Origin of the sequence: Kribbella sp. VKM Ac-2566 (genome assembly GCF_004366005.1) — a bacterium.
Taxonomy (GTDB): domain Bacteria; phylum Actinomycetota; class Actinomycetes; order Propionibacteriales; family Kribbellaceae; genus Kribbella; species Kribbella pratensis.
In genome coordinates this window covers 248,949-262,960 of sequence record NZ_SODT01000009.1, presented here as the reverse complement: position 1 = coordinate 262,960, position 14,012 = coordinate 248,949, and the positions used below count along the sequence as shown (strand labels likewise).

The following is a 14,012-nucleotide window of genomic DNA, read 5'->3' as shown; positions in this document are numbered from 1 at the left end:
GACGCTCGCGTAGTCGTGCCGTAACAATGAGCCAGCGCTACGCAAGAATTGAGCAAAAGTAGAGAAAGTTCTGGACTCTCGCGTGGCGCCCGTTTCCTCTGCCTCCTCATCACCCGCCCACCAGGAGAGGCCATGCGAATCCCGAAATGGCGGCTGCCGGTCGCCTTGCTCGCTGCAAGCCTGGCGCTCGCAGCGAGTCCACTGCTCCACCCGACGAAGGCCGGCACCGCGTCTGCCGCCGTACTCGCCGGTCCTGATCTCGCCGCCGGCAAGGTCGCGACGGCCAGCAGCAGCACCCAGAACTACGTCGCGTCGAACGTGACCGACGGCAACCAGGGCACCTACTGGGAGAGCGCGAACAACGCGTTCCCGCAGTGGATCCAGGTCGATCTCGGTACGTCGGTCGCGACGAACCAGGTCGTGCTCAAGCTGCCGACCACGAACTGGGGAGCCCGCGACGAGACCCTCGCCGTCCAGGGCAGCACCGACGGGCAGAACTTCACGGACCTGTCCGCGTCCGCGGCGCGCACGTTCAGCCCGCCGAACAACACGGTGACCGTCGACTACGGCACCGCCACCACGCGATACGTCCGGATCCGGATCACCGCGAACACCGGCTGGCCCGCCGGACAACTCTCCGAACTCGAGGTCTACGGACCGTCGACCGGTGACACCCAGGCTCCCACCGCCCCGGGCAACCTGGCCCTCACCGAACCCGGCGCCGGGCAGATCAAACTCACCTGGAGCGCATCGACCGACAACGTCGGAGTTACCGGGTACGACGTCTACGCGAACGGTCAACTGCGCACCAGCGTGGCCGGCAACGTGCTCACGTACACCGACAACCAGCCGGCCAACGTGTCGATCGCGTACACCGTTCGCGCGAAAGATGCCGCCGGCAACCAGTCAGCGAACAGCAACACGGTCACCCGCAACGGCAGCGGCGGCCCGGGCAGCAACCTGGCACTGCACAAGCCGATCAGCGCGTCCGGGTCGACGTTCACCTACGTCCCGGCGAACGCGAACGACGACGACGTGACGACGTACTGGGAGGGCAACGCCAACCCGGCCACGCTGACCACCGAACTGGGCGCGAACGCGGACCTCAGCTCGATCGTGGTGCGGCTCAACCCCGATCCGGCGTGGGGACCGCGGACGCAGACGTTCTCGATCCTCGGGCGAGAGCAGGGCGCGTCGAACTTCACGACGATCGTCGCTTCGGCCGGCCACGACTTCAATCCGGCGAGCGGCAACAGCGTGACGATCCCGGTCAGCGCGCGAGTGGCCGACGTACGGCTGAACTTCACCGGGAACACCGGCGCACCGGCCGGGCAGGTCGCTGAACTGCAGGTGCTCGGCGTACCGGCGCCGAACCCGGATCTCACGCTCTCCAACGTCTCGTGGACACCGACATCGCCGGTGGAGACCGACGCGATCACGGTCCGCGCGACGGTCAACAACGGCGGTACGGCGGGCTCCGCGGCGACCGACGTGAACTTCTACCTCGGCACGACCAAGGTCGGTACGGCGGCTGTCGGCGCACTCGCGGCCGGGGCGTCGACGACGGTCAGCGCGTCGATCGGGACGCGCGACGCGGGCTCGTACGCGTTGAGCGCCAAGGTCGACGAAGCAAACTCGGTGATCGAGCAGAACGACGGGAACAACACGGCGGCCGCATCTGGTCCGCTCGTGGTGACCCCGGTGGCGAGCTCCGACCTCGTGGCGGCGGCGGTGAACTGGACTCCGGGGAACCCGTCGGCCGGGAACTCGGTCGCGTTCTCGGTGTCTTTGAAGAACCAAGGTAGTGTCGCCTCTGCGTCCGGTGCGCATGGGATCACGCTGACGGTTCTCAACGGATCGTCCGCTGTCGCGACGATGACGGGGACCTACAACGGATCGATCGCTGCCGGCGCGACCACGCCGGCTGTTGCTCTCGGCAACTGGACCGCGGTCAACGGGCGCTACACCCTGCGTGTCGTGCTGGCGGACGACGCCAACGAACTGCCGGTGAAGCGTACGAACAACACCAGCGAGCGGCCGTTCTTCGTCGGTCGCGGCGCGAACATGCCGTACGACCACCTCGAGGCGGAGGACGCCACGGTCGGCGGCGGCGCGTCCGTCATCGGACCGAACCGGACGATCGGTGACCTGGCCGGTGAGGCCTCCGGGCGGCGCGCGGTCACGCTCGGCGCGAACGGCGCGTACGTCGAGTTCACCACCCGCGCCAGCACGAACACGCTCGTCACCCGGTTCTCGATGCCGGACTCGTCGGGCGGCGGCGGGCAGACGTCGTCGATCAGCGTGTACGTGAACGGCAGCTTCGCGAAGACGTTGCCGCTGACGTCGAAGTACGCCTGGCTGTACGGCGCAGAGGCGTCGCCGAACAACTCACCCGGGTCGGGACCGGCGCGGCACATCTACGACGAGGCCAACCTGATGCTCGGCCAGACCTACCCGGCCGGGACGAAGATCCGGCTGCAGAAGGATCCGGCGAACAGCCTGACGTACACGATCGACTTCCTCGACACCGAGGCGGCGACGCCGGTCCCGAACCCCGGCGCGGGCTTCGTCACGCCGGCCGGCTTCAGCCATCAGGACGTGCAGAACGCGCTCGACCAGGTGCGGCAGAACAGCAACCTGCAGGGTGTTTACCTGCCTGCCGGTGACTACGACACGTCATCGAAGTTCCAGGTGTACGGCAAGGCGGTCAAGGTCGTCGGGGCCGGGCCGTGGTTCACCCGGTTCCACGCGCCGACCACACAGGACAACACCGACGTCGGGTTCCGGTCCGAGGCGTCGGCGAACGGGTCGACGTTCAGCGGGTTCGCGTACTTCGGCAACTACACGTCGCGGATCGACGGCCCCGGGAAGGTGTTCGACTTCTCGGGGACGGCGAACATGACCATCGACAACATCTGGGTCGAGCACATGGTCTGTCTGTACTGGGGTTCGAACACCGACACCTCGACGATCAAGAACTCGCGGATCCGGGACACCTTCGCCGACGGCATCAACATGACGAACGGGTCGGCCGGTAACACGGTCAGCAACAACGACGCCCGGTCGACGGGTGACGACAGCTTCGCGCTGTTCAACGCCACCGACAACGGCGGCGGCGAGGTCCGGGACAACGTGTTCGAGAACCTGTCCGCGACACTGACCTGGCGGGCCGCCGGATTCGCGGTGTACGGCGGGACGAACAACGTTTTCCGGAACCTGTACGCCGCGGACATGCTCACGTACCCCGGGATCACCATCAGTTCCCTGGACTTCGGGATCCCGATGAACGGGTTCGGAGCCACTCCGCCGACACAGTTCCAGAACGTTTCCGTCGTACGTTCCGGTGGGCATTTCTGGGGCAACCAGGCGTTCCCCGCGGTGTGGATCTTCTCGGCGTCGAAGATCTTCCAGGGGATCCGCGTCAATGATCTCGACATCGTCGATCCGACGTACAGCGGGATCATGTTCCAGACGAACTACGTCGGCGGCCGGCCGCAGTTCCCGGTCGCGGACACTGTCTTCACCAACACGACGATCTCCGGCGCCCGCAAGTCCGGCGACGCCTTCGACGCCAAGTCCGGCTTCGGCATCTGGGCCAACGAACTCCCCGAACCCGGCCAAGGCCCCGCCGTAGGCTCCGTCACCTTCAACAACCTGACCCTCACCAACAACGCCAAAGACATCCAGAACACCACCACAACCTTCACAATCAATCGCAACTGACCAACCCCACCCCAGGGGCCGCCACCCCGGCGGCCCCTGGAGGCTTGGTCAGGAGTTCGCGATCTGGCCTGGGATGCCCTTGGATGCGCCGGTTAGCAGGTTGTGGGCGGTGGGGGTCAGGGCGTGCAGGGCGGTGCCTTGGGTTCTGTGGGTGGTTATCAGGGCGGCGGCTCGGAGGACTCTGGTGTGGTCGGAGGTTGAGGCCAGGGAGATGCCTACTCGGCGGGCCAGTTGGGTTGTGGTGGCGGGGTGGGTGAGGGAACGGAGTACTGCGGCTCGTGTCCGGCCCAGGAGGTCTGCCAGGGCGTCGGTGGCGGCATCGTCCGGGTCGGTCAGGTCGGCGCAGGGATAGACGAGGACGGGGCGGCGGTCGGGGGTGTCCATCGCGAGGCAGTTGGAGACCAGCGGGGACGGGTAGAGCTCGAGCCCGCGGCCGTTCAGGTGGATGTCCGCGGTCCAGTCGTCGACGGGGCCGTACGTCGTCAGCACCGGAGTCGCCCACTCGACATCGGGATGCAGGGACGACAGCAGCGCATCGATCCCACCGTGCAGGACAGCCCGCGACCGGATCCCGAGGTCAGCGCCGTACCGTCGCTGCAACTCCCCCGACGAAGGCGCAAGCACCTCCTGATGGGAGTCCCGGACCGCGCCGCCAAGCGCTCGCCGCGAGCCCGCGCGACCGTCCAGCAATCCACGCATGTACCGGTCGATCTCCGGCGGTAACCACGGCTCCAGTTCGTCCCGGATGACGGAGGCCGGCGTCTCCATCAACGCCGCGACGGCCGGCTCGAGACCGGGCCCCGCGACCTCCGGGATCAGGAAGTCCGGGAACAACCCGCCCGGCGAGATCAGCTTGAACAGCGGGCGCATCGATCCCCGCACCAGCGGTGCCGCGGTACGCCGCCAGCGCCGTGCGACCGGCGAGATCGACCGGTCTCCGAGCGCCCGGGCCGCGAGCGCGGCTTCCCACAGCGGGTGCGGCTCGGTGGGGAACGTGACCCGGCCGAGGTCCGCCGCGGTGAAGTGGACGCGGAGCATCCCTCGATTGTGACGGCCACGAGGTCATCCGCCCAGACCTCTTCGGTTCAGGCCGAATCCGGTCGCGGCCGGCCGCCGTACGCTCCGACCCTGGCCCGATGAAACGTCTCGCAGTCCTCACCGCCCTGGTCCTCGCGGCGGCCGTCCCGTCAACCACCGCGCAAGCGGGCGCAGTCCACCGACCGACGCAGTACGTCGTCTCGACCACTCCCGGTGAGAACCTCGAAGGGATCGCGGTGACGCCCGGCGGCACGATGTACGTCACCAGCGTCGCCACCGGCGCGGTGTACCGCGGCAACACCCACTCGTCCCGCCTCAGCCTGTTCCTGCCGGCCGGCAGCGACGGACGTACCGCGGCCACCGGCATCCACCTGGACCGCTGGGGCCGGGTCCTCGTCGCCGGCGCGAGTACGTCGAAACTCTTCCTGTACGACGCCCGCGGCCGGCTCCTCGCCGTACGGAAAGCGTCGGACGGCTCGTTCCTCAACGACTTCACGCTCGCGGGCGACGCCGTCTACGTGACCGATTCGGCGCACAACCAGATCTGGCGGGCGCCGCTCACCCGCGACGGCCTCGGCGAGCTCGAACCATGGATCACCCGCGACCGGATCCAGCCGACGCCGTACTTCCTGAACGGCATCGTCACCGACGGACGCGTGCTCCTGGTCGGCGAGCAGGGCCAGGACGTCACGTACCGGATCGACCTCCGCACCCGGCAGGTCACGGTCCTCGACGTCCCGAACGGCATCCTGTCCGGCGACGGGTACCTGCTCGAAGGGCGCCGGTTGTACGCCGTCTACAACGCCGGCGGCGGGAAGTACGTCACCCGGCTCGCGATCCTGAACGACGATCTCACCGCGGCGACCCTGGTCGCGGACTCGGGCCCGGGCGCGGCCGGTGCGACCCCGACGACGATCGCCCGCGACCACGGCCGGCTGCTGTGGGTGAACAGCCAACTGGACATCGCACCCGGTACGCCGCCGTACACCGTGACCGTCGTACCGGGCCTGCGTTAAAGGTCGTCGGTGACCCGCATCAGGACCGCGCCCGCCTGCAGGACCAGCGCGCGGTCGGCGTCGTCGAGGCGGCTGAGGAGGTTGGCGAGCTCCTCGGCGGCCTGACGGCCGGACGCCTCGACCGTCTCGGCCCCCGCCTCGGTGAGCACCACCGCAGTCGCCCGCCCGTCGACGGGGTCCGGTTCGCGCCGGACCAGGCCGGCCTCCTCCAGACCGGCGACCGTCGTGGTCGCGGTGGGTTGCGAGCACGGGACCCGGGCGGCGATCTCGCCGATCCGGATCGGTTGCTCGTCGGCGATCAGCATCAGCGCCAGGAACTGCGTCGGGTGCAGGAGCGTGGTGGTCCTGCTCCGGCGCAGGTGCCTGACGATTCGGTGCATGCTGACCAGCAGCTGCAATGCCTCCTGCGCCATCCAGATCACCTCCGTCGGGAAGCGCAATCCTGGCACAGGCACCCAAACATCTCCTACCGCTCCGGCCTTCTGCCCGGGCCGGGACGGCGGGTCAGGAGGGCGGCACCTCGCCGTTGGCCGGTGCGGCGACGACGCGGTTGCGGCCGGCGTCCTTGGCCTGGTACATGGCCAGATCGGCGGCCATCTGGAGCTCGTCGAGGCTGGCACCGGACTCCGGGTACGTCGCGGCGCCGATCGAACACGTGATGGGGCCGCACAGCACCGGGCCGTTCGGGGCGGCGACGGTGACCGCCAGCCCCGCGACGCGACGCCGGATCCGCTCGGCGGCCAAGGCGGTGTCGGCCGCGGAGGTCTGCGGGAGCAGGATGGCGAACTCTTCGCCGCCGAGCCGCCCGACCAGGTCGTTGTCGCGGACCTCGTGGCGCAGTTCGGCAGCGACCGCTTTCAGGGCCTCGTCGCCGGCGAGGTGGCCGTAGGTGTCGTTGATGGCCTTGAAGTGGTCGAGATCGAGATACAGCACGCCGAGTCGGGAGTTCGTGCGTTCGGCGCCGGCGAACTCACGACGCGCGATCTCGTGCCAGAAGGCCGCATTGGCCAGGCCGGTCTTGGGATCGGTGCGTGACGCCGTCTGGAACTGCTCGACCAGAAGCGCGCGGTGCAGACCGAGGATGGTGAGCAGCAGAACCGCGACGGCCCACGGCTGGCTGAGCAGCAACGCGGCGGTCGCCACACCCAGGCCGAGAGACCCGGCCACGATCAGCTGGTCCGAGAGCCGTCCGAGCGCGTTGCGGCCCGGGGAATCGGGGTTGGCCATCATGATCGCCCCTGCGACCAGCGCGTAGTTCACGAACCAGTACGCCAAGCCGGCCGCGACAACAGCGACGAGTCCGAGCGGGCCGGACGGGTAGCCCGGGTAGACACCGGGACGGATCGTGGCCAGAACGACAGCCCCCGCGGCGCCGGCGAGCACGAGAGTCGTCGCGGTGAAGACCGATCGGTACGGCGGAACTCGGCGTACCCGGATCCAGGAATGCACGTAGGTGGTGACGATCAGCCCTGCGGCCAGTGGCGGAGGCAGGATGAGGACGCCGGCGAAGGTCCACATTCCTTTGAGATTTACGTACGGAATACCTTCGGCGCCGACCTTGCGCAGCCGCTCGATGTCGCGGGCGGCCTCCAGATGGATCGCCGATCCGGCCGCGAGGACCAGTAACCGGATCCAGTCACCGGCGGTGACCGACACCAGGTCGAACGTCGACGCGACGACCACAACGGTGATGAGCTCGACCGCGAGGACGTAGCCGAGCACGCTCCGTGGCTGCGACCACAGCGCCCATCTTGCCGGGCTCCAGGACGCGTCTTGACGTCGGCGTAGGCGACGGCGCGCCAGCCGATGCCGGATACTCATGAAAAAGACCCCCGCCTCACAGTCGGTCCTTGTCACAGAGTAGCCGCGATGTGCACGCAATGTCATGGCTTCCCTGTTATTTGTCTCGCTGCGCTCACCCCCAAGGAGCCCAGATCCCGCGAGAGGAGGCGGTCACCATGCAGAACAACGACTGGTGACCCATCACGCAGGTTGTCGCGTGGCGCCGACGTATCCGTACGCCGCGCCCGCCGCGACCAGTACGCCCAGAATCCCCGCGGCCGCCACGACCAGCGCCGGCTCCCACCGGTCCGCAGCGGCCCCGGCGACCAGCACACCTATTCCCTGGGACACGATCAGCGCAGTGCGCGCCAGGCCGAACGCCTGGCCGCGCTGCGCGTCCGGCACGTTCAGCACGAACGCCGCACTCGCGGCCAGCTGGTACGACGCACACAACCCCGACACGAACCACAACGCGACAGTCACCCACAGTCCCGGCTCGGCGACACAGCCGATCAGCGGCGCACAGGAACCGATCGCGAGTGGGCCCATCAGCGTGAGCCGCCGCGCCGGCGCGGCCCGCGTCAGCAGCAGCATTCCGACCATCTGCCCGGCCGGGTTGGCGGCGAGCAGGATCCCGACGGCGGCCGGCCCGCCTCCGACCACTGCGGCGTACGGCGCGGCAAGTCCTTCGATGCTCACGTAGAAACCGGCGACGCAGGCCAGCGCGACCAGGTACCGCAGCCGCCGATCGCTCCAGACGAGCCGCGCGCCGGCCGACAGCGAAGGCCACCATCCCGGGCGCGCATCGGTCGATTCCGGCAATGGACGTTCACGCACGCCGAGCCTCAGCAGCACCGCCGACAGTGCGAAGGTCACGGCGTCGGCCAGCAGTGCGTTCCCGGCGCCGAAGGCTGCGACCAGGGTGCCGCCGGTCACGAACCCGGCCAGTTGCGAGGCCTGCGCGGTGATGTTCGACACCGAGCTGGCCAGGACGTACTTGTCGCCGGTCAGGATCGACGGCAACAAGGCGGCTCTGGCGGATTGGAACGGCGACGCGAGCAACTGCACCGCGACGAGCAGCACGCACAGGATCCACAGCGAGGCGCCGGGGATGGCCATCGCCGCCACGAGCACCGCGCGGGCGACGTCACAGCCGATCATCAGCCGGCGGCGCGGATAGCGGTCGGCCAGTCCGGACAGCAACGGGCCGCCCGCGATGTCGGGCAGGAAGGTCAGCGCGTAGGTGACCGCGGACAGCCCGGCCGATCCGGTCCGGTCGAACACGAGTACGGCGAGCGCGACCCGGGCCAACTGGTCCCCGATCACCGAGCCGAGCTGCGCGAACCACAGCCATCGGAACTCGGCCACGCCGAACACCTCGCCGTACGTGGCGGGCTGATCGGCGGGATCTGCGGACGAGGGATGTGCGGGGCGGGTCACCAGGTCAAAATACCCACGATCCGCAACCGGCCGCGCACGCCACGGTGCGCCGCTGGTTGTTCAGAGGTGTTCGGCGAGGACGCCGAGCGCGAAGGCCGTTCCCGCGAGGCCGAGGATTGTCGTCGCGAGCGTTATGAGCCGCGCCTGCAGTTTCGGTAGCTCGGCAGTGGTCGCGAACACGCGCTGCGGCCAATGCCGCCAGGACACATACCAAAAGATGACGGTGGCGATCAGCAGCAGGAAGCCTTTGACCGCGTGGATCCACCAGTGCTCATGAGTGATCGCGAGCAGCGCGCCACCGGTGAGCGTGATCGCGCCGATCAGCCCGATCACCTTCCACCGGTTGCCCGAGGCAATCACCGCGGTCAGCATCTCGCGGCCTTCCTGATCCTTCCCGAAGTACTTCTTCAACTTGGGTTGCACCACGAACAACGAGTACGCCATCCCCCCGACCCATGCCGCGGCCAGCCCGACATGAATGATCGCCAGCACGGCCGTCGTCGCGGTAGTCACGCCCCGAAACTATGCCCCAGCCGGGGCCACCGCCTTATAGCCTCGCGGTATGGACCCCTGGCAAACGCTGACCACCGACTACGAACATTCCCGGGCCCGCGAAGACTCCCTCGACCAACTGATGGAGTGGGACGCGCAACGCTGTCTGATCGGCCCGGTCGAGGGCAAGACCGTTCTGGACATCGGCTGCGGCAACGGCGAGAAGGCGATCGAACTCGTCCGCGACCACGGCGCGACCGCGGCCGTCGGCGTCGACGTCGGCGCCCAGTTCCTGACACCGCCGGACGGCGCCGACGTCACTCTTCTCACCGGGGACCTGTCGACCCTCGACGAGATCCCGGCGCTGGAGGGCCGCCGGTTCGACGTCGTACTGTTCCTGCAGTCCCTCGCGTACGCGCAGGACCGGGGAAGAACCCTTCGCACCGTGCGATCAGTGCTGGCCGATGACGGCGTACTGGTCGTCTCGATGGCGCATCCCATCCGCTGGGCGGTGGAACGCTCCGAGCGGGACGAGCTCCGGCTCGGGGACGCCTATCACACGGTCGGCCCGTACTCGTACCCGTCGCGGTGGAACGAGGACGTGACCATCACCCACACCACCGACACGTTCTCGTCGATCCACAACTCCTTGACCGACAACGGTTTCCGGGTCGAGCGAGTCCTCGAACCGCAACTGTCCGAGGAGAAGAAGCAGCAGTACCCGCACAAGCAGGAATGGCTCGCACAGTACGTCGGAATCATCATTTTCCGCGCGCGGCCGGCATGAGAGTCCTGCACCGGACCGGGCAGTGGTGCCCGGCGCGGCAGGTCGGAGAAGTTGTCGCGTACGACGTGCGGATCCTGCCCGAGTACCAGGTCGCCGGCCGGCCGACTGTCGATCGGTGTTACCTGCTGCTCGACGAGGCGGCCCAGCTCACCAGGCCGGCCGTGTTCGAGGGGGCACTCGAGGGATGGTGGTACGTCGACCTGGTGGAGATCGAGCGCTCCGGGGACGACCTGATCGTGCACGACCTGTATGTCGATCTGCTGTTCCCGCCGGCGGTGAACCGGTATCAGGTCCTGGATCTGGACGAGCTGGGCGATGCCCTGAGGGACGGCAAAGATCACGCCCGCTCAGTGCGCGGATGCTCTGACCGCCACCCAGCAGTTCGTGCACCGGTACCTGCGCGGGGCGGAGGAAGGGCCTAACGGGCCGTCCTCGGCGTTCCCGCCGGCCGCGGTCGTCGAGCTCGAGCAGATGCCTTCTTTCCTCTGAACACAACAGGCCCCGGGCGTGCACCCGGGGCCTGTTGTTCTGGAGTCGTCAGTCCTCGTCGGACTTGCCGGCGGCCAGGTTGGTCTTGATGAGGTCCATGACCGTGGAGTCGGCGAGGGTGGTGACGTCACCGACCTCGCGGTTCTCGGCCACGTCACGGAGCAGGCGGCGCATGATCTTGCCGGAGCGGGTCTTCGGGAGCTCCGAGACGACCATGATCTGCCGCGGCTTCGCGATCGGACCGATCTCCTTCGCGACGTGGTTGCGCAGCTCCTGCACCACGTCCGGTCCGCCGTCGCCGGCCTCCGAGCGCAGGATCACGAACGCGGCGATCGCCTGGCCCGTCGTCGGGTCGGACGCACCGACCACGGCAGCCTCGGCGACCTTCGGGTGCGAGACCAGCGCGGACTCGATCTCGGTCGTCGACAACCGGTGACCGGACACGTTCATCACGTCGTCGACCCGGCCGAGCAGCCACAGGTCGCCGTCCTCGTCCTTCTTCGCACCGTCACCGGCGAAGTACACGCCCGGCCAGCGCGACCAGTACGTGTCGACGAACCGCTGGTCGTCGCCCCACAGCGTCCGCAGCATCGCCGGCCACGGCTTGGTGATGACGAGGTAGCCGCCGGAACCGTCCGGCACCGGCTTGCCCGCGTCGTCGACGACATCCACGCTGACACCGGGGATCGCCTTCATCGCGGCGCCCGGCTTACCGGCGGTCACGCCCGGCAGCGGCGAGATCATGTGCATCCCGGTCTCGGTCTGCCACCAGGTGTCGACGACCGGCGCCTGGTTCCCGCCGATGTGCTCGCGGTACCAGATGTACGCCTCCGGGTTGATCGGCTCGCCGACCGACCCGATCACCCGCAGCGACGACAGGTCGAACTTCGCCGGGATGTCGGCGCCCCACTTCATGAAGGTCCGGATCGCGGTCGGCGCGCAGTACAGGATCGAGACCTTGTACTTCTGGACGATCTCCCACCAGCGGCCCTGGTGCGGCGTGTCCGGCGTGCCTTCGTACAGCACGGAAGTCGTTGCGTTCGCGAGCGCGCCGTACACGATGTAGCTGTGGCCGGTCACCCAGCCGATGTCGGCAGCGGTCCAGTAGACGTCGGTGTCCGGCTTGAGGTCGAAGACACCCCACTGCGTGTACGACGTACCGACGAGGTAGCCGCCCGTGGTGTGCAAGATGCCCTTCGGCTTGCCCGTGCTGCCGGACGTGTACATCACGTACAGCGGGTGCTCGGCGTCGAACGCCTCCGGGGTGTGCTCGGTCGACTGCTTGCCGACGAAGTCCTCCCACCACAGGTCGCGGCCGTCGGTCATCGCGGTCTCCTGGCCGGTGCGCTTCACCACGAGCACGTTGCGCACGTCCGGGCAGTCGACCAGCGCGGCGTCGACGGCCGGCTTCAGCGCGGACGCGGCGCCCCGGCGGTAGCCTCCGTCGGAGGTGATCACGACGCGGGCGTCGCAGTCCAGGATCCGGCCCTTGAGCGCGTCCGAGGAGAAGCCGCCGAAGATGACCGTGTGCGGGGCCCCGATCCGGGCGCAGGCGAGCATCGCGACCACGGTCTCGGGAATCATCGGCATGTAGATGGCGACGATGTCGCCAGGCTTGACGTTCAGCTCGAGCAGCGCGTTCGCGGCCTGGCTGACCTCGTCCTTGAGCTGCGCGTACGTGATCTCGCGGGTGTCACCGGGCTCGCCCTCGAAGTAGTACGCGACCTTGTCGCCGAGACCGTTCTCGACGTGCCGGTCGACACAGTTGTACGCCGCGTTCAGCTTGCCGTCGGCGTACCACTTGGCGAACGGCGGGTTGCTCCAGTCCAGCGTCTCGGTCGGCTCGGTCGCCCAGGTCAGCCGCTTGGCCTGCTCGGCCCAGAACCCCTCGAAGTCGGCCGCGGCCCGGTCGTAGGCGTCGGCCTTCAGGTTCGCGTTCGCCGCGAGCTCGGCGGGCGGCTCGAACCGGCGCTCCTCGTGCATCAGGTTCGACAGCGCCTCGGACTGGGCCCCGGACTGGCTGTCGGACTGGGGTGACTCTGCATTCGTCACGTCGACGACTCCTCATCGCTGGCTTCGGCGCGCTGGAGCGCCCGGTTACCTTTCTACCAACGCCGACCCCGCCACGGGAACCGGCGTATCGCCCAGCCGCTCCAAATCTGCGCCGAACAGGCAGGCTCAGCGGACGGACGGCCACGGAATTCCGGCGTACGGCGGAACCAAACGGGTGCTGTGCGCATCGGACGGTATGTGAACCCGATGCAGCCGATGGGCCAGACGCCGACTCACGACGCCGCGGAACGCCGGAAGATCTCGCGGGCCGCGCGCCGCCGGGTGCACGCCCGCGAGCTGCGCGTTCGCCGCACCCAGAAGGCGGCCCGCGCCCAGCTTCCGGTCTGAAGCTATTCCTGGTGGTAGGCGAGGAGCTTGCCCAGAATCGTGGTCAGGCGCGTACGGTCGGTGGCCGACAGCGGGGCGAAGATCTCCTCCTGCGCCTTGCCGACCAGCGTCGTCAGCCGCCGGTACTGGCGCTTGCCGGCCGTGGTGATCGTGATGACGTTACGACGGCCGTCGGCCGGGTCGGCGCTGCGTTCGACGTACCCCTCGGCTTCGAGTTCGTTGAGGGCGGCAACCACATCGCTGCGGTCGATCGAGCTGCGCCGCCCGAGGGTCGCCTGACTGGCCGGCCCGAACTCCACCAGCGTCGCGAGCAGCCGGAAGTGGTACGCCCGCGCACCTCCGGCGGCGAACGACTCGGTGACGATCCGGTGTGCCTGGCTCGCACTCTGGGTCAGCAACCAGCTCGGCAATTCGGTCAGGGCGGTCGGGGTCTGCTCATCCACCCGCGCAGTCTAGGTCGTCAACGGTTCGCTTCCACCGATGTTGGCGTCACCTACGATTCGCGGGCGTCCAGGAGCTCGTCCCAGTGGTCCTCGGCCCAGGCGCACATCAGCTTCAGCGGTTCGAGCAGACTGCGGCCGAGGTCGGTGAGCTCGTACGTGACGCGGCGCTCGCCAACCGTCCGCCGAACGAACCCGTCGCGCTCGAGCGCCCGCAGCGACTGGGTCAGCATCTTCGGGCTGATCCGGGCGAGCGGGACCCGCAGCTCGGAGTACCGGCGCGGGCCGTCCTCGAGGCAGCGCAGCACCATACCCGCCCATTTGTCGGTGCCGATCCGGAACGGGAGCAGCGTCGACGGGCAGATCTCCTCGAACATGTCCGCTCGCAGCGCCGCCATGCTCACC

The 14,012-nt window shown here is 68.5% G+C and carries 13 protein-coding genes; 5 read left to right on the top strand and 8 right to left on the bottom strand.

Annotated elements, in window-relative coordinates:
* The first annotated feature begins 132 nt into the window (after window positions 1–132).
* Window positions 133–3,723 (top strand): discoidin domain-containing protein, encoded by a 3,591-nt coding sequence (locus EV647_RS12855; protein WP_134002439.1) that lies wholly within the window; start codon window positions 133–135, stop codon window positions 3,721–3,723.
* A gap of 48 nt (window positions 3,724–3,771) precedes the next feature.
* On the opposite strand, the gene EV647_RS12850 is transcribed toward EV647_RS12855, so the two are convergent.
* Entirely contained in the window at window positions 3,772–4,761 is a 990-nt protein-coding gene (locus EV647_RS12850; protein WP_134002436.1) for a winged helix-turn-helix domain-containing protein, read from the bottom strand.
* Between the two features lie 98 nt (window positions 4,762–4,859).
* Here EV647_RS12850 and EV647_RS12845 point away from each other — a divergent pair, with 98 nt between their 5' ends.
* Complete coding sequence (locus EV647_RS12845; protein WP_134002434.1) at window positions 4,860–5,777, top strand: superoxide dismutase; 918 nt, start codon at window positions 4,860–4,862, stop codon at window positions 5,775–5,777.
* On the opposite strand, the gene EV647_RS12840 is transcribed toward EV647_RS12845, so the two are convergent.
* From EV647_RS12840 to EV647_RS12825, 4 genes are all read right to left on the bottom strand, one after another.
* Window positions 5,774–6,232, bottom strand: a complete 459-nt coding sequence (locus tag EV647_RS12840) for a MarR family winged helix-turn-helix transcriptional regulator (protein ID WP_238175429.1) — start codon at window positions 6,230–6,232, stop codon at window positions 5,774–5,776. The two genes, EV647_RS12845 and EV647_RS12840, sit on opposite strands and share 4 nt — an antisense overlap.
* Before the next feature lie 49 nt (window positions 6,233–6,281).
* Entirely contained in the window at window positions 6,282–7,598 is a 1,317-nt protein-coding gene (locus EV647_RS12835) for a diguanylate cyclase (RefSeq protein WP_166679942.1), read from the bottom strand.
* Window positions 7,599–7,760: 162 nt separating this feature from the next.
* Window positions 7,761–8,999, bottom strand: a complete 1,239-nt coding sequence (locus EV647_RS12830; protein WP_238177174.1) for an MFS transporter — start codon at window positions 8,997–8,999, stop codon at window positions 7,761–7,763.
* Window positions 9,000–9,059: 60 nt separating this feature from the next.
* Window positions 9,060–9,512, bottom strand: a complete 453-nt coding sequence (locus tag EV647_RS12825) for a hypothetical protein (RefSeq protein WP_238177173.1) — start codon at window positions 9,510–9,512, stop codon at window positions 9,060–9,062.
* Window positions 9,513–9,561: 49 nt separating this feature from the next.
* Here EV647_RS12825 and EV647_RS12820 point away from each other — a divergent pair, with 49 nt between their 5' ends.
* Entirely contained in the window at window positions 9,562–10,278 is a 717-nt protein-coding gene (locus EV647_RS12820) for a bifunctional 2-polyprenyl-6-hydroxyphenol methylase/3-demethylubiquinol 3-O-methyltransferase UbiG (protein ID WP_134002430.1), read from the top strand.
* Window positions 10,275–10,700: a DUF402 domain-containing protein gene (locus tag EV647_RS12815; protein ID WP_134002428.1), complete on the top strand. Its 426-nt coding sequence runs from the start codon at window positions 10,275–10,277 to the stop codon at window positions 10,698–10,700. Before EV647_RS12820 ends, EV647_RS12815 begins: the two co-directional genes overlap by 4 nt.
* Before the next feature lie 115 nt (window positions 10,701–10,815).
* Here EV647_RS12815 and acs read toward each other — a convergent pair whose 3' ends face one another.
* Window positions 10,816–12,750: an acetate--CoA ligase gene (acs, locus tag EV647_RS12810; RefSeq protein WP_134004268.1), complete on the bottom strand. Its 1,935-nt coding sequence runs from the start codon at window positions 12,748–12,750 to the stop codon at window positions 10,816–10,818.
* A 249-nt stretch (window positions 12,751–12,999) separates the two neighbouring features.
* Between acs and EV647_RS41975 the strand changes: the two genes are divergently transcribed.
* On the top strand, window positions 13,000–13,167 hold the full coding sequence (locus EV647_RS41975) for a hypothetical protein (RefSeq protein ID WP_166679941.1): 168 nt from the start codon (window positions 13,000–13,002) through the stop codon (window positions 13,165–13,167).
* Between the two features lie 2 nt (window positions 13,168–13,169).
* On the opposite strand, the gene EV647_RS12805 is transcribed toward EV647_RS41975, so the two are convergent.
* On the bottom strand, window positions 13,170–13,610 hold the full coding sequence (locus tag EV647_RS12805; RefSeq protein ID WP_134002426.1) for a MarR family winged helix-turn-helix transcriptional regulator: 441 nt from the start codon (window positions 13,608–13,610) through the stop codon (window positions 13,170–13,172).
* 50 nt (window positions 13,611–13,660) lie between these two features.
* Window positions 13,661–14,005 carry a helix-turn-helix domain-containing protein gene (locus EV647_RS12800; protein ID WP_134002424.1) on the bottom strand — a complete coding sequence of 115 codons (345 nt, stop codon included), beginning with the start codon at window positions 14,003–14,005 and terminating at the stop codon, window positions 13,661–13,663.
* Window positions 14,006–14,012: the final 7 nt, after the last annotated feature.

Bases quoted from the DNA above. Each gene is read 5' to 3' on its own strand.
- EV647_RS12855 (WP_134002439.1), top strand. From the start codon at position 133: ATGCGAATCCCGAAATGGCGGCTGCCGGTCGCCTTGCTCGCTGCAAGC.
- acs (WP_134004268.1), bottom strand. From the start codon at position 12,750: ATGCACGAGGAGCGCCGGTTCGAGCCGCCCGCCGAGCTCGCGGCGAAC.
- EV647_RS12815 (WP_134002428.1), top strand. From the start codon at position 10,275: ATGAGAGTCCTGCACCGGACCGGGCAGTGGTGCCCGGCGCGGCAGGTC.
- EV647_RS12845 (WP_134002434.1), top strand. From the start codon at position 4,860: ATGAAACGTCTCGCAGTCCTCACCGCCCTGGTCCTCGCGGCGGCCGTC.
- EV647_RS12820 (WP_134002430.1), top strand. From the start codon at position 9,562: ATGGACCCCTGGCAAACGCTGACCACCGACTACGAACATTCCCGGGCC.
- EV647_RS12850 (WP_134002436.1), bottom strand. From the start codon at position 4,761: ATGCTCCGCGTCCACTTCACCGCGGCGGACCTCGGCCGGGTCACGTTC.
- EV647_RS12835 (WP_166679942.1), bottom strand. From the start codon at position 7,598: ATGAGTATCCGGCATCGGCTGGCGCGCCGTCGCCTACGCCGACGTCAA.
- EV647_RS12800 (WP_134002424.1), bottom strand. From the start codon at position 14,005: ATGGCGGCGCTGCGAGCGGACATGTTCGAGGAGATCTGCCCGTCGACG.